Raw genomic sequence first — 21,051 nt, forward strand, 5'->3', positions numbered from 1 at the left:
GGGCCCCGGGCCGACGCCCGCCGCCCGTCGGGGTGTCGAGCGCGCGGGCGGCGCCCGGCGCACCGGCTCCATGGGCGGCTTCCTCCACGGTCCCCGGGTCGACGGCCCCGGGGACGAGGATCCCGCCGCGTCGGCACTCGGGCGGGGCCGGCGGTGGCACGCTCCGGGCTGCCGCGTCCACTCCCCCGGCACCGCGCGTGGTCACGGAGCGCGGAGTCCGGCGAAGGTGAAGGCAGAGGCGTGGGCGTAGGCGCGGACGTGGGTGTCGCCCGACCGGCGGAGCATCCGTAGCGCCGGCTCGTGGCCCGTGGGCCCCGCGGCCCCCGGGTCACCGCCCCCGTGTGAGCGTGGGCAGCGGCGCGGTGCCGGCCAGCCCCGCGCGCAGCTCGCACAGGACGGCGCCGAGGGCGGGCGTCGCCGCGGCGCGGTGCGCCAGTGCCTCGGCGCGCCGGCCGTGGGAGGAGCCCTCCGGGCCCGGCAGCAGGCCCGACGCCCGTGCGAGGACGAGGGCCGTCGCCGTCTGCTCGGGGACGTCCTCGGACGGTGCCGGTCCGTCGAGGATCTGCCGTGCCTGCCGCCGCAGGGCCCGTACCCGGTCCGCGTCGGCCAGGACGTGCTCCACCGACGGGAACACCCCGAGGACCCGGTGCTTCTCGGCGCGCAGCACTCCCTGGGCCACCAGTTGCTCCCGGACCGCGTCCAGGGTGTACCGCGCGCGCAGCGTCACCCAGACGCGCCAGCGGTGCGGGAAGGACTCGCTGACCAGTTCCAGAAGGCCGTCCAGCACCGGGTCACCGGTCCGGGAGTCGAGGTCACGGGGTGCGGCGATCCCGTCGTCGTCGACCAGCAGGCCCCGCCGGGCCAGCTCGGCGAGGGCCCCGGCCCGCACCACGGGGGCCTGCCGGGACGGGTCGGCGTCCCAGACCAGCAGGGACAGGCGGGCCGGCAGCGAGAGCGGGCCGTCGGGCACGGGGCCTCCTCGGGGGCGGTGACGTCGTGCTCCGAAAAGCCGTTGACAGCCGTTCCGGGCACTCCTACGGTGTACAGCGGTCCTGTTGCCGTCGATTGGAGAAGGACGTTGCTCGTCTGAGGTTCTGAGACACCGCGTCACACCACACGTGTGTGTACGTCGCGTGCGACCTCGGCGTTCGAGCCGTCCTTGCGGTCCTTGCGGAACAGGGCTCTTCTCATGCCCAGGCCTTCCCTCCCGGCTGCCGGTCGTCGTCCCGCGGTGTCTCGATACGCGTTTGCCCCTGATCGCCCCGAGCAACCGCGGAGGCCCGCATGTCACCATCCATCACCTGTACGTCCCTCGCCTTCACCTGGCCCGACGGCACCGCCGTCCTCGAGGGCCTCGACGTCGCCTTCGGCCCCGGCCGCACCGGGCTCGTCGGCGTCAACGGGTCGGGGAAATCCACCCTGTTGAAGCTGATCGCCGGTGAGCTCCGGCCGGCCGACGGCGCCGTCCGCGTCACCGGCGAGGTGGGCTACCTGCCGCAGAACGTGACGCTCGACACCGCGCTGAGGGTCGACGAGGCGCTCGGCATCGCCGCCCGGCGGACCGCGCTGTACGCCATCGAGACGGGCGACGTGGCCGAGGAGCACTTCGAGACCGTCGGCGACGACTGGGACGTCGAGGAGCGCGCCCTGGCCACGCTCGGCGAGCTCGGCCTCGGGCACATCGGGCTCGACCGCACCGTCGGCGAGGTGTCGGGCGGCGAGTCGGTGCTGCTGCGGCTGGCGGCGCTGCTGCTGCGGCGCCCGGACGTGCTGCTGCTCGACGAGCCCACCAACAACCTCGACCTGTACGCCCGCAGACGGCTGTACGCGGCCGTCGCGGGCTGGCCGGGTGTCATGGTCGTGGTCAGTCACGACCGTGAACTGCTGGAACTGGTGGACCAGATCGCTGATCTGCGCTCCGGGGAGGTCACCTGGTACGGCGGCAACTTCTCGGCGTACGAGGAGGCCCTGGCCGTCGAGCAGGAGGCCGCCGAGCGGATGGTGCGCGTCGCCGAGGCGGACCTCCGCAAGCAGAAGCGGGAACTGGCCGACGCCCAGGTCAAACTGGCCCGCCGCAAGCGGTACGGCCAGAAGATGTGGGACAGCAAGCGTGAGCCGAAGATCGTCATGGGGGCGCGCAAGCGCGCGGCGCAGGAGTCCGCGGGCAAGCACCGCATCATGCACGAGGAGAAGCTCGCCGAAGCCAGGGAACGCCTCGACGACGCGGTGGAGGCCGTACGGGACGACGACGAGATCCGCGTCGACCTGCCGTACACGGCCGTGCCGCCGGGCCGTGACGTCCTCACGCTCATGGACCTGGAACTGGCGTACGGCGCCCGGGTGCGGGGCGGCTTCGATCTGCGCGGGCCGGAGCGGGTGGCGCTGATCGGGCGCAACGGCGCGGGCAAGACGACGCTGCTGCGCACGATCGCCGGTGAGCTGGAGCCGGTCTCCGGCGAGGTGAGGGCCCATGTGCCCCTGCGGTTCCTGCCGCAGCGCCTCGACGTCCTCGACCCGGAGCTGACCGTCGCAGAGAACGTGGCCCGGTTCGCCCCGGGCGCCACCAACAACCGGGTCCGGGCCCGGCTCGCCCGGTTCCTGTTCCGGGGCGCCCGCGCCGACCAGAGGGCGGAGACCCTGTCCGGCGGCGAACGCTTCCGGGCGGCGCTGGCCGCGCTGATGCTGGCGGAGCCCGCGCCGCAGCTGCTGATGCTGGACGAGCCGACCAACAACCTCGACATGGCGAGCGTCCGGCAGCTCACCACCGCGCTGGAGTCGTACGAGGGAGCACTGATCGTGGCCAGCCATGATCTGCCGTTCCTGGAGTCGGTCGGCATCACCCGGTGGCTGCTGATGGAGGAGGGAGAGCTGAAGGAAATCACGACAGAAGCTGTCGGGTATCCCGCCTAGCGTCGGCGGTATGAGCCACTCCAGCGAGTACATCACCCTCACCGGAGCCGGGGAGAACAACCTCAAGGACGTCACGCTCCGCATCCCGAAGGGCCGGCTGACCGTGTTCACCGGCGTCTCGGGGTCGGGGAAGTCGTCGGTCGTCTTCGACACGATCGCGGTCGAGTCGCAGCGGCAACTGAACGAGACGTTCACCTGGTTCGTCCGCAACCGGCTGCCGAAGTACGAGCGGCCGCACGCGGAGACCATGGAGGACCTGACGCCCGCGATCGTCGTCGACCAGCGGCCCGTCGGCGGCCACTCCCGGTCGACGGTGGGCACGATGACGGACGTCTACTCGGTGCTGCGGGTGCTGTTCTCCCGGCACGGCACGCCGAGCGCCGGTCCGGCGACGGCGTACTCGTTCAACGACCCGTCGGGCATGTGCCCCGAGTGCGACGGCCTGGGCCGGACCGTACGCCCCGACTGGGACCGCGTCCTGGACGCGGACCGCTCCCTCGCCGAGGGCGCGGTCCGCTTCCCGCCGTTCGCCGCGGGGACCTGGCAGGGGCAGACGTACACCAACAGCGACGACCTGGACCCGGACAAGCCGGTGCGGGAGTTCACCGCCGCCGAACGGGAGTTCCTGATGCGGGGGCGCCCGGGCAGCAAGGTCACCGTGAACAGCTCGGGCGGCGCGTGGACCACCGACTACGAAGGGCTCGCCGACCGCTTCGAACGGCTCTACCTGAAGCGGGACCTGGCGGGGATGAGCCAGAAGACCCAGGACATGGTGCGGGAGTTCCTGGCCGAGGGCGTCTGCCCCGCCTGCCGGGGGGCCAGGCTGAACGAGGCGGCGCTGGCGTCGAGGATCGACGGCCGGTCCATCGCCGACTGCGCCGCGATGCAGGTCACCGATCTCATCACGGTGCTGCGCGGGATCGACGACCCGGTGGCCGGGCCGATCGCCGGGGCCGCCGTCGCCGCGCTGGAGCGGATCGAGACGATCGGCCTCGGCTACCTGAGCCTCGACCGGGAGACGTCCACCCTCTCCGGCGGCGAGGGGCAGCGGCTGAAGACGGTCCGGCACCTCGGGTCCAGCCTGACCGGGATGACGTACATCTTCGACGAGCCCAGCGTCGGACTGCACCCGCGCGACGTCCACCGGCTCGGGGAACTGCTGCTCCGGCTGCGCGACAAGGGCAACACCGTGCTGGTCGTGGAGCACGACCCGGACGTCATCACCCTGGCCGACCACGTCGTCGACATGGGGCCGGGGGCGGGTTCCGAGGGCGGCACGGTGGTGTTCGAGGGCACGCCGCGGGAGCTGGCCGCCTCGGGCACCCTGACGGGGCGGTGCCTGGGACGGCGTACCGCGGTCAAGGAGACGGTGCGCAGGCCGACGGGCGAGCTGTGGGTGAAGGGGGCCGACCGGCACAATCTGCGCGAGATCACCGTGCGGTTCCCTGCCGGTGTGCTCACCGCGGTGACCGGGGTGGCGGGTTCGGGCAAGAGCACGCTGGTCGCCGAGTTCACCGACGCCCACGACGACGCCGTGGTGGTCGACCAGTCCTCGATCGGCATCTCCGCGCGGTCCACCCCCGCGACGTATCTGGGGATCATGGACCCGGTGCGGAAGATCTTCGCGCGGGAGACCGGCGCCGCACCCGGACTGTTCAGCTTCAACTCCGACGGCGCCTGCGGGACCTGCGGGGGCCGCGGGATCATGTACACCGACCTGGCCTTCATGGATCCGGTGACGACGACGTGCCCCACCTGCGAGGGGCGGCGGTTCAAGGACGAGGTGCTGCGGCTGACCGTCGACGGCCGCTCCGTCGCCGATGTGCTGGCGATGACGGCCGAGCAGGCGCTCGGCTTCTTCCACGACACCGGCATACGGCGCCGGCTGCGCGCGCTGCGGGACGTCGGCCTCACCTACCTCACGCTGGGCCAGCCGCTGTCCACCCTCTCCGGTGGTGAGCGGCAGCGGATCAAGCTGGCCACCCGGCTGCACCGCGAGGGGGTGGTGTACGTCCTTGACGAGCCGACGACCGGACTGCACATGGCGGACGTGGACGGTCTCGTCGGCCTCCTGGACCGGTTGGTGGACGCGGGCAACACCGTCGTCGTCGTGGAGCACAACCTCGATGTCATCGCACGCGCCGACTGGGTGATCGACCTCGGTCCGGACGGCGGACGGGACGGCGGCCGGGTGGTGTTCGAGGGCACGCCGGCCGAGTTGCTCGTCGCCGAGGGGTCCTTCACGGGGGAGCATCTGCGGCGGGCCTGCCGGTGAGGCAGGTTACCGGTGGGCCATTTCTTGGCCGCCGGGGTGGCCCGGCCGGGATTCCCGCTCCATGATGGCTGCGCCGACGTCCGGGGGAACCGGGCCGGCCCACGGACGCCCTCGGTGCGGCCGGAACCTGTCCCACTCCCGTACGGAGTCACGCTCGTGCCCAGCAAGAAGGCCCTCGTCCGCCGCCCGGCTCCCCGTCTGGCCGAGGGGCGGGCGACGCACGTCGAGCGGGAGGCCGTCGACGTCGACCGCGCGGTGGAGCAGTGGGAGGCGTACACGGAGACGCTGCGCGCCCACGGCTGGGAGACGATCGAGGTGGACCCGGCCGACGACTGCCCGGGCTCCGTGTTCGTGGAGGACACGGTGGTGATGTACCGGAACGTGGCGCTGATCGCCCGTTCCGGTGCCGAGTTCCGCCGCGCGGAGACCCCCGGCGTCGAGGAGGCCGTGGCGTCGCTGGGCTGTTCGGTGAACTGGGTCCGGGAGCCGGGCACCCTGGACGGCGGCGATGTGCTGAAGGTCGGCGACACGGTGTACGTGGGCCGGGGCGGGCGCACCAACGCGGCCGGGGTGCGGCAGGTGCGGGCCGCGTTCGAGCCATTGGGCGCGCGGGTCGTCGCGGTGCCGGTCGCGAAGGTGCTGCATCTGAAGTCTACGGTCACGGCGCTGCCGGACGGGACGGTCGTCGGGTACGTCCCGAACATGGACGCGCCGTCGCTGTTCCCGCGCTTCCTCCCGGTGCCTGAGGCGGCCGGGGCGCACGTGGTGCTGCTCGGCGGGGACAGGCTGCTGATGGCGTCGAGCGCGCCGAGGACCGCGGAGCTGTTCGCGGACCTCGGCTACGAGCCGGTCCCGGTGGACATCGGCGAGTTCGAGAAGCTCGAGGGCTGCGCGACCTGCCTCTCGGTGCGGCTGCGGGAGCTGTACGCCTGACGGGTGACACCGTCCTCCGCGCCCACGGCGGCCTACGACTCCACGCCGGACGGCGCTCCATGGGAACCCCGCTGATCAGGGTTCTTTACGGTGCCCTTAACCTACGGGTACGTAACCTACGGGTTCGTAGCCTACGATTCCGTAGGTTCCCGGCACCGCTCGCCGGTATCCCCCATGTCACCGTCCCCTGGAGTCACCTGTGTCGATCACTTCTCCCCACCTGGGCAGCCCTTCGGTCTGGACCGACGCCCGGCTGTTGTACGCGCTGGAGGAAGTGGTCGAGAAGGAGCTCAACCGGCATCTGAAGGTCACCAAGGACTGGATGCCGCACGAGTACGTGCCGTGGAGCGACGGCCGCAACTTCCCCGGCTTCTTCGAGGACGGCGAGGCCTGGGACAAGGAGCAGTCGAAGGTCACCGAGGTCGGCCGGATCGCGCTGGTGGTGAACCTGCTGACCGAGGACAACCTCCCCAGCTACCACCACGAGATCGCCACGCTGTTCGGCCGGGACGGCGCCTGGGGCACCTGGGTGCACCGCTGGACGGCCGAGGAGGGCCGGCACGGCATCGTGATGCGGGACTACCTGCTCGCCTCGCGGGCGGTCGACCCGGACAAGCTGGAGCAGTTCCGCATGGCCCACATGAGCGAGGGCTTCGAGTCGGACAACCGGCACTCGATGCTCCACTCGGTCGCCTACGTCGCCTTCCAGGAGCTGGCCACCCGCGTCTCGCACCGCAACACCGGCCACCAGTCCGGTGACCCGGTCTGCGACCGCATGCTGGCGCGCATCGCGACCGACGAGAACCTGCACATGGTGTTCTACCGCAACCTGCTCAAGGCGGCCTTCGAGATCGCGCCCGACCTGACCATGCAGGCGGTCCGCGACGTCGTCGTGAACTTCCGGATGCCCGGCCACGGCATCCCCGGCTTCGAGCGGGCCGCGGCGCAGATGGCGATCGGCGAGGTCTACAACCTGCGCATCCACCACGACGACGTGCTCCAGCCGGTGCTGCGCTACCTGAAGATCATGCAGATCGACGGGCTGGGCCCCGAGGGCCTCAAGGCGCAGGAGGAACTGGGCCTGTTCATGGGCGGCCTGGACGCGGAGGCGTCGAAGTTCGACGAGAAGCTGGCGGCCCGCAAGGCCCGTATGGCGGCCCGCGCGGAACGCGCCTGACGGCTGGGGCCCGGGGGCCTGGGTGCTGACAGCCGGGGTCCGAGCTTCGGGTCTTCGGGCCTAACGGCTCGTGCGGCGCAGTGCCAGGCGTTCCTTCTCGGACATGCCTCCCCAGACGCCGAAGCGCATGTCGTTGGCCAGCGCGTACTCGAGGCACGTCGCGCGGATCGGGCAGAGGCCGCAGATCCGCTTGGCGTCGCGGACCGAGCTGCCCGGCTCGGGGAAGAAGAAGTCTCCCCCGGTCTGCGCGCACAGCGCCTGCTCCTGCCAGGTGAGGTCGGGCGACGGGATCGTTTCGGTGTGCATGACCGGAAGCGTGCCGTGCGGCGAAAAACGTTCGATCAACGCGGGATCAACGGAGGGCCGAGGGGTCTTCCGTGACCGCATGATGATGGCGCCGGGGCACCCGGCGCGCACGGCGGCGCGCCGGGTGGGTCAGGTCTCGCGCGGATCGCCCCTGAGAACGGCGAACCGTGCGCCGTACGGGTCCTCCAGGCGGGCCAGCCGGCCGACGCCGGCGAGGGAGGTGGCGGGCAGCCGTACCCTGCCGCCCAGCTCGACGGCCCTGGCGACGGCGGCGTCCGTGTCGTCCACCCCGAAGTAGGGCAGCCAGTGGGGCCGGCCGGGCTCCGCCCCGGCGAGGTCGTCGGCCGGCGGGACCAGTCCGCCGAACATGCCCTCCTCGCCCGCCCCGGCGGGGTTGACGGAGGTGTAGACGCCGTCGGGGAAGGTCACCGCCGAGGTCTCCCAGCCGAGGACGGAGCGGTAGAACGCGGCGGCGCGGGCGATGTCCGGGACGTGCAGCTCGACCCAGCACAGGGTGCCGACCTCGCCGGCCGCCTCGACGCCCTTGCGCAGCGCCGGTTCCCAGATGCCGAAGGGGACGCCGGCCTGGTCGGCGAGGATCGCCGTGCGGCCCTGTTCCAGCACGCCCGTCGGTGAGACGGGGGCGCTGCCGCGGGCGTGCAGGGCGGCCCGGGTGGTGGCGTCCGCGTCGGGGCTCTGGAAGTAGACGGTCCAGGCGGGCTCGCCCTGCTCGGGGGTGGTCCGCATGCCTCCCGCGACGATCCGCCCGGCCCGCTCGAAGAACCCGTAGCCGCCGGCGTCGGGTCCTGCCGAGCGGAACTCCCAGCCGAAGAGGCCGCCGTAGAAGGCGGCGGTGCCCTCCATGTCGGGGGTGCCGACGTCGATCCAGTTCGGGGCGCCGTCGACGAAGTGGGTGGTGAGCATGCTGCCTCCTGTGAGACGTCCCGTCGCCTGCTCTGCCGAGTCTTCCACCGCCTGCCGGCGCTCACCGCCGGAGCACCCGGACGGGCGTGGGGTTTTCTCGCCCCGCCGCCCCTTCCCGTCCCGAACCTGGGGGCGCTGCCCCCGGGGACGGGAACGGGAAGGGGCGGCGGGGGCGACATCCCGGCGGGTCAGGCGGAGGCGCGGCGGATCAGTGTCGTCGGAAGGATCACGCCGTCGGAGCCGCCCTCCGACGGCGTGCCGGTGCCGTCGAGTTCGCGCAGGAGGCGCCGGGTCATCAGGCGGCCCATCTCCTCTATGTCCTGACGGACCGTCGTCAAAGGGGGGTCCGTCTGTTCCGCGATCGGGAGCATGTCGTCGAAGCCGACCACCGCCACGTCGTCCGGCACCCGCCGCCCGTGCTCGCGCAGCACCCGCAGGGCGCCCGCCGCCATGAGGTCGTTGGCCGCGAACACCGCGTCCAGGTCCGGGCAGCGGTCGAGGAGCCGACGCATCGCCCGCTCGCCCCCGGCCGGGGTGAAGTCGCCCTCCGCGACCAGCCGGGGATCGGCGCCGGCCGTGACGTCCCGGAAGCCGTCGAGGCGGTCCACCGCCGCGGTCTGGTCCAGAGCGCCGGTGATGTGGGCGATACGAGCGCGGCCGAGGCCGAGCAGATGGCGTACGGCGTCGCGGGCGCCGCCCCGGTTGTCGCTGTCGACGTAGGAGACGCCGCCCTGGCCGCCGTTCCAGTCGGGCCGGCCGCCGTACACGGTGGGCAGACCGGCCCGCTGGATCAGCTGGGGCAGCGGGTCGTCGATGTGCAGGGAGAACACCAGGGCGCCGTCGACGTGCCCGCCGGCGAGATAGCGGCCGACGCGGACGTGGTCGTCGCGGTCCTCGGTGAGCAGCAGGACGAGCTGGTTGTCGTGGGCCGTCAGCTCCTTGCTGATGCCGCGCAGCTGCCGGGCGAAGAAGGGGTCGGCGAAGACCCGGGTCTCCGGTTCGGCGACGATGACGGCGACGGCGTCGTGCCGCTTCGTCACCAGGCTGCGGGCGGCCTGGTTCGGCACGTACCCGAGTTCCTCCACCGCCCGCCTCACCCGTTCGGCCAGGCGCTCCCGCACCCCGTGGGAGCCGTTGACCACGCGGGAGACCGTGGCCCGGGAGACACCGGCCCGCGCGGCCACGGCCTCCAGCGTGGGGCGTGGCGCTGTGTCGGTCACTTCGGGGCTCCTCACCTGCGGCTGCGGGAAAGGATAGCCCCGGCCCGGCCACGGGCGAGAGCGCTCTCGGATCACGTCCGGCGTCGTCAGTGCTCGTGCGTCGGCTCCTCCTCGGCGGCGGCCCCGTGAGCGTGCTCGTGCGCGTCCGGGTCGTAGCCCGGGATGGTGCCGTCCGGTTTCTTCACCAGGAACAGGCCGACCATGCCCATGTCGGAGTGGCTCTGGACGTGGCAGTGGTACATCCAGGCGCCCGCTCCTACGCCCTCGCCCGCGATGATCTGGAAGCCGAAGGAGTCGGCCGGGCCGCAGATCTTGGTGTCGATGACCTGGCTGGGGTCGTCGGGGCCGGTGAGCATGCCGGTGCGGTTGTCGGCCCAGCGGTGACCGTGCATGTGGAAGGTGTGGTAGTACTCGCCGTGCGTGATCATGACGATCTCGACGCGGTCGCCCACCGTGGCCTCGAAGTTCGGGCCGGTGTGGGCCGGCTTGTTGTTGATCGACATGTCGTTGAAGACGATGGTGTGGGTCGCGTCGGGCAGGACGTCGCCCTTGCGGCGCACGATCACCGGCCCGTACAGGCCGTTGCGGATGCCTCCGGTGCCGTGCACGGTGCCGACGACGTGGTCGTGGTAGTGCCAGTAGCCCGCGCTGCCGGCGCGCCAGGTGCCGTCGGAGCGCCGGCCGGGTTTGTGGGTGCGCCAGGTGTAGGTGCGGGTGCCGCCGGGCTCGACGTCGCTCTTGTTCTGCTGGGTGCCGTCGCTGGAGATCTCGTAGTCCAGGCCGTGGACGTGCAGGCTCACGGGCACGTCCATGGTGTTCTCGAACTCGACGTGCAGGGTGTCGCCCTCGTTGAGCTCGATCAGCGGGCCGGGAATGGACGCCTTGCCCTTCTCGAAGCCGTAGCCCATCTGTCCGCCGGGCAGCCGCTCGGCGTACATCTTGACGCGCCGCACCTCGCCCCCGGCGGGCGCGGTCTTCGCCGGCGTGGCCGCGCTCACGGCCTCGGGCGCGATGGACAACGATGTCGCGACGGCAGCGCCGCCCAGCAGTACCCGCCGGTTGAAACCGCGTCTGTCCATGCCGAACTCCCCACGTGGCTGTCATGAACCTGTGAAACCGTAGCGGCCGCCCCGCTGTTTATCCACACTCAGGACAAAGTTCGGCCCATCTCTGCGATAGGTATTGGCGTCTGGCGCAAAGAGGTCTAGCTTCCTTGACGCTGTTGCTGCGACCGAGGAGGGGTGGGTGGCCACGTGCGGTCCACATCGCATCAAGAACCCATGCGCTTACGAGGGTTGAGCACGTCGAGCGCCACGAGCGCACGAAGGACGAGAACGAGACGACGCGTCTGGGCGGCCACCGTGACCGCCGGTGTCGTCGCCGCCGGGCTGCTGTCGGGTCCCGCCGCCAGCGCGCGTCCGGCCCCGGATCCGTCCCTGACAACGATGTCCATCAAGTCGCCCCCGGGCGGCGCGAACGTACGCGTGCTGCTGTTCCACGGCTCCGCGGCCGCCGGTGACGAGTCGCCGCTCGTGAACGCCGGGATCGCGGCGATCGAGAGGATCGGGCTGTCCGGCCCCGAGGACCAGCGGTTCAAGGTCACCGCCACCGACGACGCCTCGGTCTTCACCGACGCCAAGAAACTGGGCCGGTTCAACACCGTCGTGTTCCTGACCGGCGGCGGGGACGTCCTCGACCCGGACCAGGAGGCGGGCCTGGAGGCGTACATGGAGGCCGGCGGCGGTTTCGTCGGCCTGCACGACGCGGCCCGCGCGGAGCCGTACTCGGACTGGTTCACCGGTCTGATCGGCGCCCGCCCGGCGGCGTCCAGCCCCGACAAGGTGCAGCGGGCGACGGTCGAGGTCGGCGACCGGAAGCATCCGGCGACCAAGAGCCTGCCCACGCAGTGGAAGCGGCCCGACAAGTGGCTGAACTGGGTGGAGAACCCGTCCGGCGACGTGCACACGGTCGCCAGGGTCCGCGAGTCGACGTACGCGCCCGGCGCGAGCGCCAACGGCTGGGACCACCCGGTCAGCTGGTGCCGCGACTACGACGGCGGCCGGTCCTTCTACACCGGGATGGGCGGCACGGTGTCGTCGTACGACGAGACCGACTTCCGCGACCACCTGCGCGGCGCCCTGCTGTGGACCACCCGCCTGGTGCAGGCCGACTGCAAGGCGACGATCACCGGCAACTACAAGGCGGAGCGGCTGACCCAGCCCAACCAGCCGGGCCAAAACGACCAGATCGGTGAGCCGCACGGCCTGGTCACCGCCCCCGACGGCCGCGTCTTCTACATCGGGCGCGGAGGCGCCGACTCCTCCCGGCCCGTCGTCACCGACTGGAACGACCCGGACATCGGCAAGGGCACGGGCGAGATCCACGTCTACGACCCGAAGACCAAGAAGGTCACCCTCGCCGGGGCGCTCACCGTCTTCGGCAACAAGGGCGGCGGCGACGAGCTGCGCAAGGTCGAGGAGGGCCTGCTCGGCATCGAACTGGACCCGCGGTTCGAGGAGAACGGGTGGGTGTACCTGCACTACACGCCCCACTCCGAGATCAACCGGGACACGCACATGGCCGAGCGGCGGGTCTCCCGCTTCACCCTCGACCGGGCGACCGACAAGCTGGACATGGCCAGCGAGAAGGTGCTGCTGAAGTGGCCGGTGCAGATCCACAGCTGCTGCCACGCGGGCGGCGGGATGGCCTGGGACTCCAAGGGCAACCTGTACATCGCCACCGGTGACAACAACTCCAGCGGCTTCAGCGACGGTTACTCGGGCAACAACCCGCAGCCCAACTTCAAGGGCGTGTCCTTCGCGGACGCGCGCCGCACCGCGGGCAACACCAACAACCTCAACGGCAAGATCCTGCGCATCCACCCCGAGCCGGACGGCACGTACACCCTCCCCGAGGGCAACCTGTTCACCGGGAAGGAGACCGCCGAGGGCGGCGGCAAGACGCGCGGCGAGATCTACGTGATGGGTGTGCGCAACCCGGCGCGCATCTCCGTCGACAAGGAGACCGACACCCTGTACGCGGGCTGGGTCGGCCCGGACGCCGGTTCCCCGTCGCCGACCTGGGGTCCGGCGAAGTACGACACGTTCGCCGTGATCACCGAGGCGTCCAACCGGGGCTGGCCGTACTGCATGGGCAACAAGCAGCCCTACCGGGACCGCAACCTGCCCGATCCGTCGAAGCCGCTGGGCTGGTACGACTGCGACGCCCCGAAGAACGAGTCGCCGAACAACGACGGTCTGGTCAACCTGCCGCCGGTGACCGGCAACAACATCTGGTACTCGCCGCAGGGCGGCGGCCCTGACTACCCGCGTGACGAGAACGGTGTCCCGTCGTACGAGCAGGACGAGGTCACCTACCGGCTGCCCTGGCTCAAGGGTGGCGGCCAGGCCGCGATGAACGGCCCGGTCTACCGCTACGACGCCGACAGCGCCAGTGAGGTCAAGTGGCCAGCGTACTGGGACGGCAAGTGGTTCGTCGGTGACTTCTACGACGCCGACCAGCCGCGCAACGCGGTGCTGATGGACCCGAAGACGCAAGGTGACGGCGGTCTTCCGGTGCACTCGGAGTCCCTGAAGAAGATCGTGCCGGTCGGCAACGACGGCATCAAGAACCTGATGGACTGGAAGTTCGGTCCGGACGGCTCGCTGTACGTCCTCGACTACGGGCGCGGCTTCTTCACCTCCGACGCCAAGTCCGCGCTGTGGCGGGTCACCTACACGGGCGGCGGGCCGACCCCGGCCGCCGGTCAGCTGGCGAGGGGAACCGAGTGAAACCAGTGACACGGCAACGAAGAATGTGGGCCGGCCTGCTGGCCGCCCTGCTCATGGTGCTCGGCCTGCAGACGGCCTCCTCGGCCGGCGAGACCGGGTCCACCGACGTCGAGGCGGCGGAGCAGGTGCTCACCTGGACCGCCGGTGACGGCATCACCGCGTACACGTCCGCGCCGACGACCGCGGTGGCCGGTCCGGCGACCATCGTGTTCGAGAACAGCGCGGCGACCGGCAACACCACCGGGATGCCGCACACGCTGACGTTCGTGACCTCCGACCCGGAGTTCAACAGCGACGTCCAGCTGAACATCATGGCCAATCCGAACGACGCCCAGGGCGGCAAGTACACCGCGGAGGTCACGCTCACCCCGGGCCGCTACTTCTACCACTGCACCATTCCCGGCCACGGGGAGATGCAGGGCATCCTGACGGTGACCGAGGGCGGCGGCGGTGAGGACACCACGGCGCCCGAGGCCACGGCGAAGGTGACCGGCTCGCAGAACGCCGACGGCGAGTACGTCGGTTCGGCGAGCGTCGCGCTCGCGGCCACCGACGAGGGCTCGGGCGTGGAGCGGATCGAGTACGCGATCGGCGCCGACGGCGCCTGGCAGCCGTACACCGCCCCGGTCGTCGTCGACCAGGTCGGCACGCACACGGTGCGCTACCGCGCCCTGGACAAGGCCGGCAACGTGTCGGCCGAGCAGAGCGTCGGGTTCACCGTCGTCGCCCCCCAGTCGGACGACACCACCCCGCCGGAGACCTCGGCGACGGTGGCCGGCGAGAAGAACGCCGACGGTGCCTACATCGACATGGCGACGGTCACCGTCACCGCGTCGGACACCGGCACCGGCGTCAACACCATCGAGTACGCGGTCGGCCCCGACGGTGCCTGGCGGGCGTACACCGGTCCGGTGATGGTGCACGAGGTGGGCACGCACACGGTGCGCTACCGCGCCACCGACAGGGCGGGCAACACCGCGGCGGTCAAGAGCGTGGAGTTCACGGTCGTCGCCGCTCCCCCGCAGGACACCACCCCGCCGGCGACCGGCGTGACCGTGGCGGGCACCAGGAACTCCGACGGCGCCTACGTGGGTGACGCCACCGTGACCGTCAGCGCCGACGACGGGCACGGGGGTTCCGGCGTGGCCGGCATCGAGTACTCGCTCGACGGCGGGCCCTACCTGGCGTACACCGAGCCGGTGGTCGTGGACCGGGCGGGCCGGCACACGGTCGCGTACCGGGCGAGCGACAACGCCGGCAACACCTCCGAGCCGCTCACGGTGAGCTTCACGGTCGTGGCGGACGGCGGGGTGCCCGCGCCCAACTGCCCCGAGTACGACGAACGGTTGACGGTGATCGTCGGCACGGTCGACTCGGGCGTGCCGAACCGGGTCACCAACAACCGGTGCCGGATCGGCGAGCTGATCGAGGACGAGAAGGAGTGGACCTCGCAGGCGCTGTTCCTGAAGCACGTGAAGAGCGTGCTGGACAAGCTGCGGAAGGAAGGGGTCGTCGACAAGCGGGAGTACCGGGCGATCAACAAGGCGGCCCGGCAGTCCGGCATCGGTGAGCCCGGCCAGAACGAGGGCTACCGGAAGATCCTGGACGGCAGCGAGGAGTCGTTCGCCAAGTGGGAGCAGGTGGGCGGTGGTTCGTTCGCGCTGAACCCGGACGGGTCGATCACCTCCGGCACCAGCCGTGGCGGACTGGGCATGCTGTGGTTCCCCGAGCGCAAATACGGCGACTTTTCGCTGAAGCTCCAGTGGCGTGACGACGCCCCGGGCACCGTCAACGCCAACGGCGGTGTGTTCGTGCGGTTCCCGCAGATCCACGACCACCCGGAGGAGCCCCGGCCGGAGTGGGCGGCGATCAAGTACGGCCACGAGATCCAGGTGTTCGACTCGCCCACCGGCGACATGTACAAGACGGGCTCGGTCTACGGCTTCGACCGGGTCGGCCTGGCCGGCGCGGGCGTGACGCAGAAGGGCACCTGGAACGACTACGAGATCCGCGTGGTGGACCAGCACTACTCGGTCTACCGCAACGGTGTGCTGATCAACGAGTTCGACAACACCGGCGGCCAGGAGTTCACCCCGCCGCGCTCGGACGACCCGGGCACGGACGGGCGGCGGTTCGCCTCCGGCTACATCGGGCTGCAGGTGCACGGCACGACGGACGTCATCTCCTACCGGGACGTCCGGATCAGGGAGCTGTAGTCACGGCGGGTCGGGAGACCGGGAGTTCGTTCCGGTCTCCCGACCCTGCCCGACCTTGCCCGACCTGGCCCGGCCGCACCCGGCCGGGCCCTCCGGCTCCCGGGTCAGGGCTTGATCAGCACCTTGACCGCGCCGTCCCGCTTCTTCTGGAACATGTCGTAGGCCTGCGGTGCCTCGTCGAGCGACACGCGGTGGGTGGCGAAGTCGTCGACGCCGAGCGGGTCCTCGTCGGTGAGGTAGGGGATGATCTCGTCGCTCCAGCGGCGTACGTTCGCCTGGCCCATGCGCATCTGGATCTGCTTGTCGAACAGGGTGAGCATGGGCATCGGGTCGGCCATGCCGCCGTAGACGCCGCTGATCGAGATGGTGCCGCCGCGCCGCACCAGTTCGATCGCGGTGTACAGGGCGGCGAGCCGGTCGACGCTGAAGCGTTCCGCCATCGGGCCGCTGAGTTTGCGGGGCAGCAGCGCCGAGGCGTTCTGCACCATGCGGGCCGCCGCGCTGCCGTGCGCCTCGGTGCCGACGGCGTCGATCACGGCGTCGGGGCCGCGGCCGTCGGTCTGGTCGCGGATCGCGGCGACGAGCTCCTTCTCGTCGTCGAAGGAGCGCAGGTCGAAGGTCTCCACCCCCCGCTCGCGCGCCCGGCTCAGCCGCTCGGGGACCAGGTCCACGCCGAACACCCGCCCGGCGCCCTTGACCTGGGCGATCCGGCAGGCCATGTCGCCGATGGGGCCGAGTCCGAGCACGGCGACGCTGCCGCCCTGCGGGACACCGGCGTAGGCGACCGCCTGCCAGGCGGTGGGCAGGACGTCGGAGAGGTAGACGAACCGGTCGTCGGACGGTCCCTCGGGCACCTTGATCGGGCCGTACTGGGCCTGCGGGACCCTCAGGTACTCGGCCTGGGCGCCCGGCACCGCGCCGTACAGCCGGGTGTAGCCGAACAGGGCCGCGCCCATGCCCTCGGCACTGACCTGGGTGGTCTCGCACTGGGTGGGCAGTCCGGTGAGGCACATCCAGCAGTTGCCGCAGGCGATCTGGAACGGCACCACGACCCGGTCGCCGACCTGGAGGTCGGGCACCGCCGCGCCGACCTCCTCGACGACGCCCATCGGCTCGTGGCCGAGGATGTCGCCCGGGGTCATGAACGGGGTGAGGACCTCGTACAGGTGCAGATCGGATCCGCACAGTCCGGTGGAGGTGATGCGGATGACCGCGTCCGTCGGCTCCTCGATCCGGGGATCGGGTACGTTCTCCACCCTCACGTCCCGCTTTCCCTGCCAGGTCAGTGCCCTCATTTCCGCCCGCTCCCTCCGTGCTGGCCGGTGTGTCGCTCGTGCGGTGGGCGTCCGGGTACCCGAGCGGCCGCGTGCCGAACCGCCGGCCGTCGGGCCGATCGGCGGAAGCCGCCGCGCGGGAGCGCCTCCGATCGGCCATGGGTCACGACGACCGGAAAGCGCATAATCGGGACAACGGACGATATGGGGCGAATGCGGTGGCAACGGTGGGCAGGGAGCGAGGGGCGCGCCGACGGCGCGGCACGGGGGTGGGGCTGCTGGTGGCCGCGGCGCTCGCGGCCGGGCCGGTGGCGGGCTGCACGGCGTCGGACGGGCCGCGCGACGACGGGCGGGGCGGCCCGCCGGTACTCGCCGTGAAGATCGACAACGCCCCCGCGGCCCGGCCCCAGACCGGCGTGGACGCCGCCGACGTGGTGTACACCGAACAGGTCGAGGGCGGGACCAGCAGGCTGATCGCCGTGTACGCCACCGAGCTGCCGGAGTCCGTCGGTCCGGTGCGCAGCGCCCGGGAGTCGGATCTGGAGCTGCTTCGCCAGTTCGACCGGCCGGTGCTGGCCCACTCCGGGGCGCAGAGCAAGCTGCTGCCGCGGATCGAGCGGGCACCGCTCGAGTCGGTGACTCCCGGGTCGGAGCCCGGGGCCTACACCCGGGCCCCCGGCCGGCCCGCTCCCCACAACCTGTACCTGCGACCGGAGCGGCTCATGGACGAGCGGCCCGGCGAGGCCGCCCTGACCACCGGTTTCCGCTTCGGCCGGTCCCCGGCGGACGGCGAGCCCCGGAGCGAACTCACGGTGCGCTACCCGGCCACCCGTTTCACCTTCACCTGGTCCGGTGCCCGCGACCGCTGGCTGGTCTCGATGGACGGCGCCCCGGCGCTCACCGCGGAGGGCGAGCGGCTGGCGCCCGCGACGGTGGTCGTGCAGTACGTGACCGTGCGTCCCTCAGGGTTCCGGGACTTCCTCGGCAACACCACCCCGTACACCGAGACGGTGGGCTCCGGGGAGGCCACCGTGCTGCGCGACGGACGCGCGTACGAGGTGGACTGGAGCCGTCCGGCCGCCGAGGACGGCACCTCGTTCACCACCGGGGCGGGCGAGCGGATGACCTTCGCGCGCGGCCAGGTCTGGGTGGTGTACGCGCGGACGCCGTGAGTCTCAGCGCGGTGCGGTCAGGGAGGGGGCCGGATCGCGCAGTCCTTCGGCCGCGTCCGCCACCCGCCGGATCAGGCCGATGAAGAGCGCCTGCTCGTCGGCGTCGAGCGGGGCCAGGAAGACCTGGTTCATCCGCGCGGTGCGCACCGTCAGTCTGCGGTGGGCGCGCACGCCGTCGTCGGTGAGGCGCAGCAGGAAGCGGCGGCCGTCCTGCGGGTCGCGGACCTTGTCCAGCAGTCCGCGCCGGATGAGCCGGCCGATCACCTCGGCGATGGTGGACCGGTCGAGGCCGACCCGCTCCCCCACGGTGCGCTGGTCCAGGCCCGGCTCGGCGACGAGCGCGTTGAGGACCGCGAACTGCGGTGAGGTGATCTCCTCGGAGACCATCGTGTTCCACAGCAGGTGGTGCGCCTGCTGGAGCCGCCGGGCGAGGTGCCCGGGATGGGTGGTGAGGTCCACCGCGGCCATGTGCGCTCCCCGGTCGTTTTCGTTGGTGCACTGAACAATACCCGCACGAGTGCGCCTTCGCCGCGACCTCGCGCGCCGTTCGATGCGGAGACGGACAGGCTATTGACGCTCCGACCCCCTCGATGGCAGCGTGAGGCCGACCTCGCGGAAATGCTCAGTGCCCTGACTAACTCGGTCGGGCCGCCTCGAAGGGACGGGATTCCTCGGATGGACAAGGTGGTCGCCTCGGCTGCGGAGGCGGTGGCTGACGTGCCGGACGGCGCGTCACTGGCGGTGGGCGGCTTCGGCCTCAGCGGCGTGCCGAACGTACTGATCCAGGCGCTGTACGAGCGGGGGACCGGCGGTCTGTCGGTCGTCTCGAACAACTGCGGGGCGATGGAGTCCGGGCTCGCGGTGCTGCTGGCGGCGGGCCGGATCGCCCGGGTGACCGGCTCCTACATCGGCGCGAACAAGGAGTTCGCGCGGCAGTACCTGGCCGGCGAGCTGGAGGTGGAGCTGATCCCGCAGGGCACGCTCGCCGAAAGGCTGCGCGCCGGGGGCGCCGGCATCCCCGCGTTCTACACCCCGGCGGGTGTGGGCACGCAGGTCGCCGAGGGCGGACTGCCCTGGCGCTACGACGGCTCCGGCGGGGTGGCCCTCGCCTCGCCGCCCAAGGAGGTCCGGGAGTTCGACGGCACTCGGTACGTGCTGGAGCGCGGCATCCGCACCGACTACGCGCTGGTGCGGGCGGCGAAGGGCGACCGGCACGGGAACCTGGTGTTCAACAAGTCCGCCCGCAACTTCAACCCCCTCGCGGCGACGGCGGGCAGGGTCACCGTCGCCGAGGTGGAGGAACTGGTCGAGCCCGGGGAGATCGAGCCGGACGCCGTGCACCTGCCGGGCGTCTTCGTGCAGCGGGTGGTCGCCCTCACGCCCGAGCAGGCGGCGGACAAGAGGATCGAGCGGCGGACGGTGAGCGGCTGATGGCCTGGACACGGGAAGGGATGGCCGCGCGGGCGGCCCGGGAGCTGCGCGACGGCCAGTACGTCAACCTCGGCATCGGCCTGCCCACGCTGATCCCCAACCACCTCCCAGCCGGTGTCGAGGTGGTGCTGGAGAGCGAGAACGGCATCCTGGGCACCGGCCCGTACCCCGCCGAGGACGCCGTCGACCCGGACCTGATCAACGCGGGCAAGGAGACCGTCACCGTCCTTCCGGGCGCCTCCTTCTTCGACTCGGCGCTCTCCTTCGGGATGATCCGGGGCGGGCACATCGACGTCGCGGTGCTGGGCGCGATGCAGGTCTCCGCGCGGGGCGACCTGGCGAACTGGGCCGTGCCCGGCAAGCTCGTCACCGGCATCGGCGGCGCGATGGACCTGGTCCACGGCGCCCGCACGGTGATCGTGGTGATGACCCACACCGCGAAGGACGGCTCGCCGAAGATCGTGACGGAGTGCACGCTGCCGCTGACCGGCAGGGCGTGCGTGGACCGGATCATCACCGACCTCGGCGTCCTCGACGTCACCGACGACGGACTCGTCCTCGTCGAGACCGCTCCCGGTGTCACCGCCGGGGAGATCACCGCCAAGACCGGAGCCGGACTCACCCTCGGGGAGGGCCTGTCGTGACCGACGTACTCACTCAAGCCGACATCGACCGGGAGATCGCGGCCGAGCGCGCCGCGTACCGGAAGCGGGTCGCCGACGGCGCGCCCGTCGAGCACCAGCCGCGCCGCGACTACGCGCCGTACCGCTCCTCGGTGCTGCGCCACCCGAAGCAACCCCCGGTCGCCATCGACGTCACCAAGGACCCGGAGCTGGTGGAGCTGTCCTCCCCCGCGTTCGGGGAGCGGGACATCACGGAGACCGACAACGACCTGACCCGGCAGCACACCGGCGAGCCGATCGGCGAGCGCATCACCGTCTCCGGCCGGCTGCTGGACCGCGCCGGGCGCCCGGTCCGCGGCCAGCTCGTCGAGATCTGGCAGGCCAACTCGGCGGGCCGCTACGCCCACCGGCGCGAGCAGCACGACGCCCCGCTGGACCCGAACTTCACCGGTGTGGGCCGCACCCTCAGCGACGACGAGGGCCGCTACCACTTCACCACCGTCCAGCCGGGCCCGTACCCCTGGCGCCAGCACCTCAACGCCTGGCGGCCCGCCCACATCCACTTCTCGGTCTTCGGCACGTCGTTCACCCAGCGGCTGGTGACACAGATGTACTTCCCCGGCGATCCGCTCCTCCCGTACGACCCGATCATCCAGTCGGTGACGGACGACGCCGCACGGCAGCGGCTGATCGCGACGTACGACCACGACCTGTCGGTGCCGGAGTTCTCGATGGGCTACCACTGGGACATCGTGCTCGACGGACCGCAGGCCACCTGGATGGAAGAGGGACGCTGACC

General features: G+C 71.6%; 17 protein-coding genes. 10 read left to right on the forward strand and 7 right to left on the reverse strand.

What is annotated here, in order from left to right; genetic code table 11:
• Positions 1–328 precede the first annotated feature (328 nt).
• Positions 329–970, reverse strand: a complete 642-nt coding sequence (locus ACH5AO_RS06530) for a GPP34 family phosphoprotein (RefSeq protein WP_398922422.1) — start codon at positions 968–970, stop codon at positions 329–331.
• 314 nt (positions 971–1,284) lie between these two features.
• Between ACH5AO_RS06530 and ACH5AO_RS06535 the strand changes: the two genes are divergently transcribed.
• The 4 genes from ACH5AO_RS06535 to ACH5AO_RS06550 all read left to right on the forward strand — a co-directional run bounded on the left by ACH5AO_RS06535 (position 1,285) and on the right by ACH5AO_RS06550 (position 7,295).
• The gene (locus tag ACH5AO_RS06535) at positions 1,285–2,910 is read left to right on the forward strand and encodes an ABC-F family ATP-binding cassette domain-containing protein (protein ID WP_398922425.1); all 1,626 of its coding nucleotides are present in this window, start codon (positions 1,285–1,287) and stop codon (positions 2,908–2,910) included.
• Positions 2,911–2,920: 10 nt separating this feature from the next.
• Positions 2,921–5,185, forward strand: a complete 2,265-nt coding sequence (locus ACH5AO_RS06540) for an ATP-binding cassette domain-containing protein (RefSeq protein ID WP_398922426.1) — start codon at positions 2,921–2,923, stop codon at positions 5,183–5,185.
• Positions 5,186–5,341: 156 nt separating this feature from the next.
• Positions 5,342–6,118 carry a dimethylargininase gene (ddaH, locus tag ACH5AO_RS06545; protein ID WP_398922429.1) on the forward strand — a complete coding sequence of 259 codons (777 nt, stop codon included), beginning with the start codon at positions 5,342–5,344 and terminating at the stop codon, positions 6,116–6,118.
• A 199-nt stretch (positions 6,119–6,317) separates the two neighbouring features.
• Complete coding sequence (locus ACH5AO_RS06550) at positions 6,318–7,295, forward strand: acyl-ACP desaturase (protein WP_398922431.1); 978 nt, start codon at positions 6,318–6,320, stop codon at positions 7,293–7,295.
• Positions 7,296–7,355: 60 nt separating this feature from the next.
• Here the strand turns inward: ACH5AO_RS06550 and ACH5AO_RS06555 are convergent, their stop codons facing one another.
• The 4 genes from ACH5AO_RS06555 to ACH5AO_RS06570 all read right to left on the reverse strand — a co-directional run bounded on the left by ACH5AO_RS06555 (position 7,356) and on the right by ACH5AO_RS06570 (position 10,824).
• Entirely contained in the window at positions 7,356–7,601 is a 246-nt protein-coding gene (locus ACH5AO_RS06555; RefSeq protein WP_398922433.1) for a WhiB family transcriptional regulator, read from the reverse strand.
• A gap of 129 nt (positions 7,602–7,730) precedes the next feature.
• A complete protein-coding gene (locus ACH5AO_RS06560; protein ID WP_398922435.1) occupies positions 7,731–8,525 on the reverse strand; it encodes a VOC family protein in 795 nt (264 codons plus the stop codon).
• A 188-nt stretch (positions 8,526–8,713) separates the two neighbouring features.
• A complete protein-coding gene (locus ACH5AO_RS06565) occupies positions 8,714–9,745 on the reverse strand; it encodes a LacI family DNA-binding transcriptional regulator (RefSeq protein ID WP_398922437.1) in 1,032 nt (343 codons plus the stop codon).
• A gap of 86 nt (positions 9,746–9,831) precedes the next feature.
• Complete coding sequence (locus ACH5AO_RS06570; protein ID WP_398922439.1) at positions 9,832–10,824, reverse strand: multicopper oxidase domain-containing protein; 993 nt, start codon at positions 10,822–10,824, stop codon at positions 9,832–9,834.
• A gap of 282 nt (positions 10,825–11,106) precedes the next feature.
• On the opposite strand from ACH5AO_RS06570, the gene ACH5AO_RS06575 reads away from it, so the two are divergent.
• On the forward strand, positions 11,107–13,536 hold the full coding sequence (locus ACH5AO_RS06575) for a ThuA domain-containing protein (RefSeq protein ID WP_398922442.1): 2,430 nt from the start codon (positions 11,107–11,109) through the stop codon (positions 13,534–13,536).
• 23 nt (positions 13,537–13,559) lie between these two features.
• Entirely contained in the window at positions 13,560–15,752 is a 2,193-nt protein-coding gene (locus ACH5AO_RS06580) for an OmpL47-type beta-barrel domain-containing protein (protein ID WP_398922873.1), read from the forward strand.
• A 104-nt stretch (positions 15,753–15,856) separates the two neighbouring features.
• On the opposite strand, the gene ACH5AO_RS06585 is transcribed toward ACH5AO_RS06580, so the two are convergent.
• Positions 15,857–17,047, reverse strand: a complete 1,191-nt coding sequence (locus tag ACH5AO_RS06585) for a zinc-dependent alcohol dehydrogenase (RefSeq protein ID WP_398922444.1) — start codon at positions 17,045–17,047, stop codon at positions 15,857–15,859.
• Between the two features lie 197 nt (positions 17,048–17,244).
• On the opposite strand from ACH5AO_RS06585, the gene ACH5AO_RS06590 reads away from it, so the two are divergent.
• Positions 17,245–18,198: a DUF3048 domain-containing protein gene (locus ACH5AO_RS06590; protein WP_398922446.1), complete on the forward strand. Its 954-nt coding sequence runs from the start codon at positions 17,245–17,247 to the stop codon at positions 18,196–18,198.
• A 3-nt stretch (positions 18,199–18,201) separates the two neighbouring features.
• Here the strand turns inward: ACH5AO_RS06590 and ACH5AO_RS06595 are convergent, their stop codons facing one another.
• Positions 18,202–18,666, reverse strand: a complete 465-nt coding sequence (locus ACH5AO_RS06595) for a MarR family winged helix-turn-helix transcriptional regulator (RefSeq protein ID WP_398922448.1) — start codon at positions 18,664–18,666, stop codon at positions 18,202–18,204.
• A 207-nt stretch (positions 18,667–18,873) separates the two neighbouring features.
• Here ACH5AO_RS06595 and ACH5AO_RS06600 point away from each other — a divergent pair, with 207 nt between their 5' ends.
• Genes ACH5AO_RS06600 through pcaH form a run of 3 tightly spaced genes read left to right on the forward strand, consistent with a single transcriptional unit; the run spans position 18,874 to position 21,049 of the window.
• Entirely contained in the window at positions 18,874–19,629 is a 756-nt protein-coding gene (locus ACH5AO_RS06600; RefSeq protein ID WP_398922450.1) for a CoA transferase subunit A, read from the forward strand.
• The gene (locus ACH5AO_RS06605) at positions 19,629–20,273 is read left to right on the forward strand and encodes a CoA transferase subunit B (protein WP_398922452.1); all 645 of its coding nucleotides are present in this window, start codon (positions 19,629–19,631) and stop codon (positions 20,271–20,273) included. Before ACH5AO_RS06600 ends, ACH5AO_RS06605 begins: the two co-directional genes overlap by 1 nt.
• Complete coding sequence (pcaH, locus tag ACH5AO_RS06610; protein ID WP_398922453.1) at positions 20,270–21,049, forward strand: protocatechuate 3,4-dioxygenase subunit beta; 780 nt, start codon at positions 20,270–20,272, stop codon at positions 21,047–21,049. Before ACH5AO_RS06605 ends, pcaH begins: the two co-directional genes overlap by 4 nt.
• Positions 21,050–21,051: the final 2 nt, after the last annotated feature.

Source organism: Streptomyces sp. NPDC018964 (assembly GCF_044390325.1).
Taxonomy (GTDB): Bacteria; Actinomycetota; Actinomycetes; order Streptomycetales; family Streptomycetaceae; genus Streptomyces.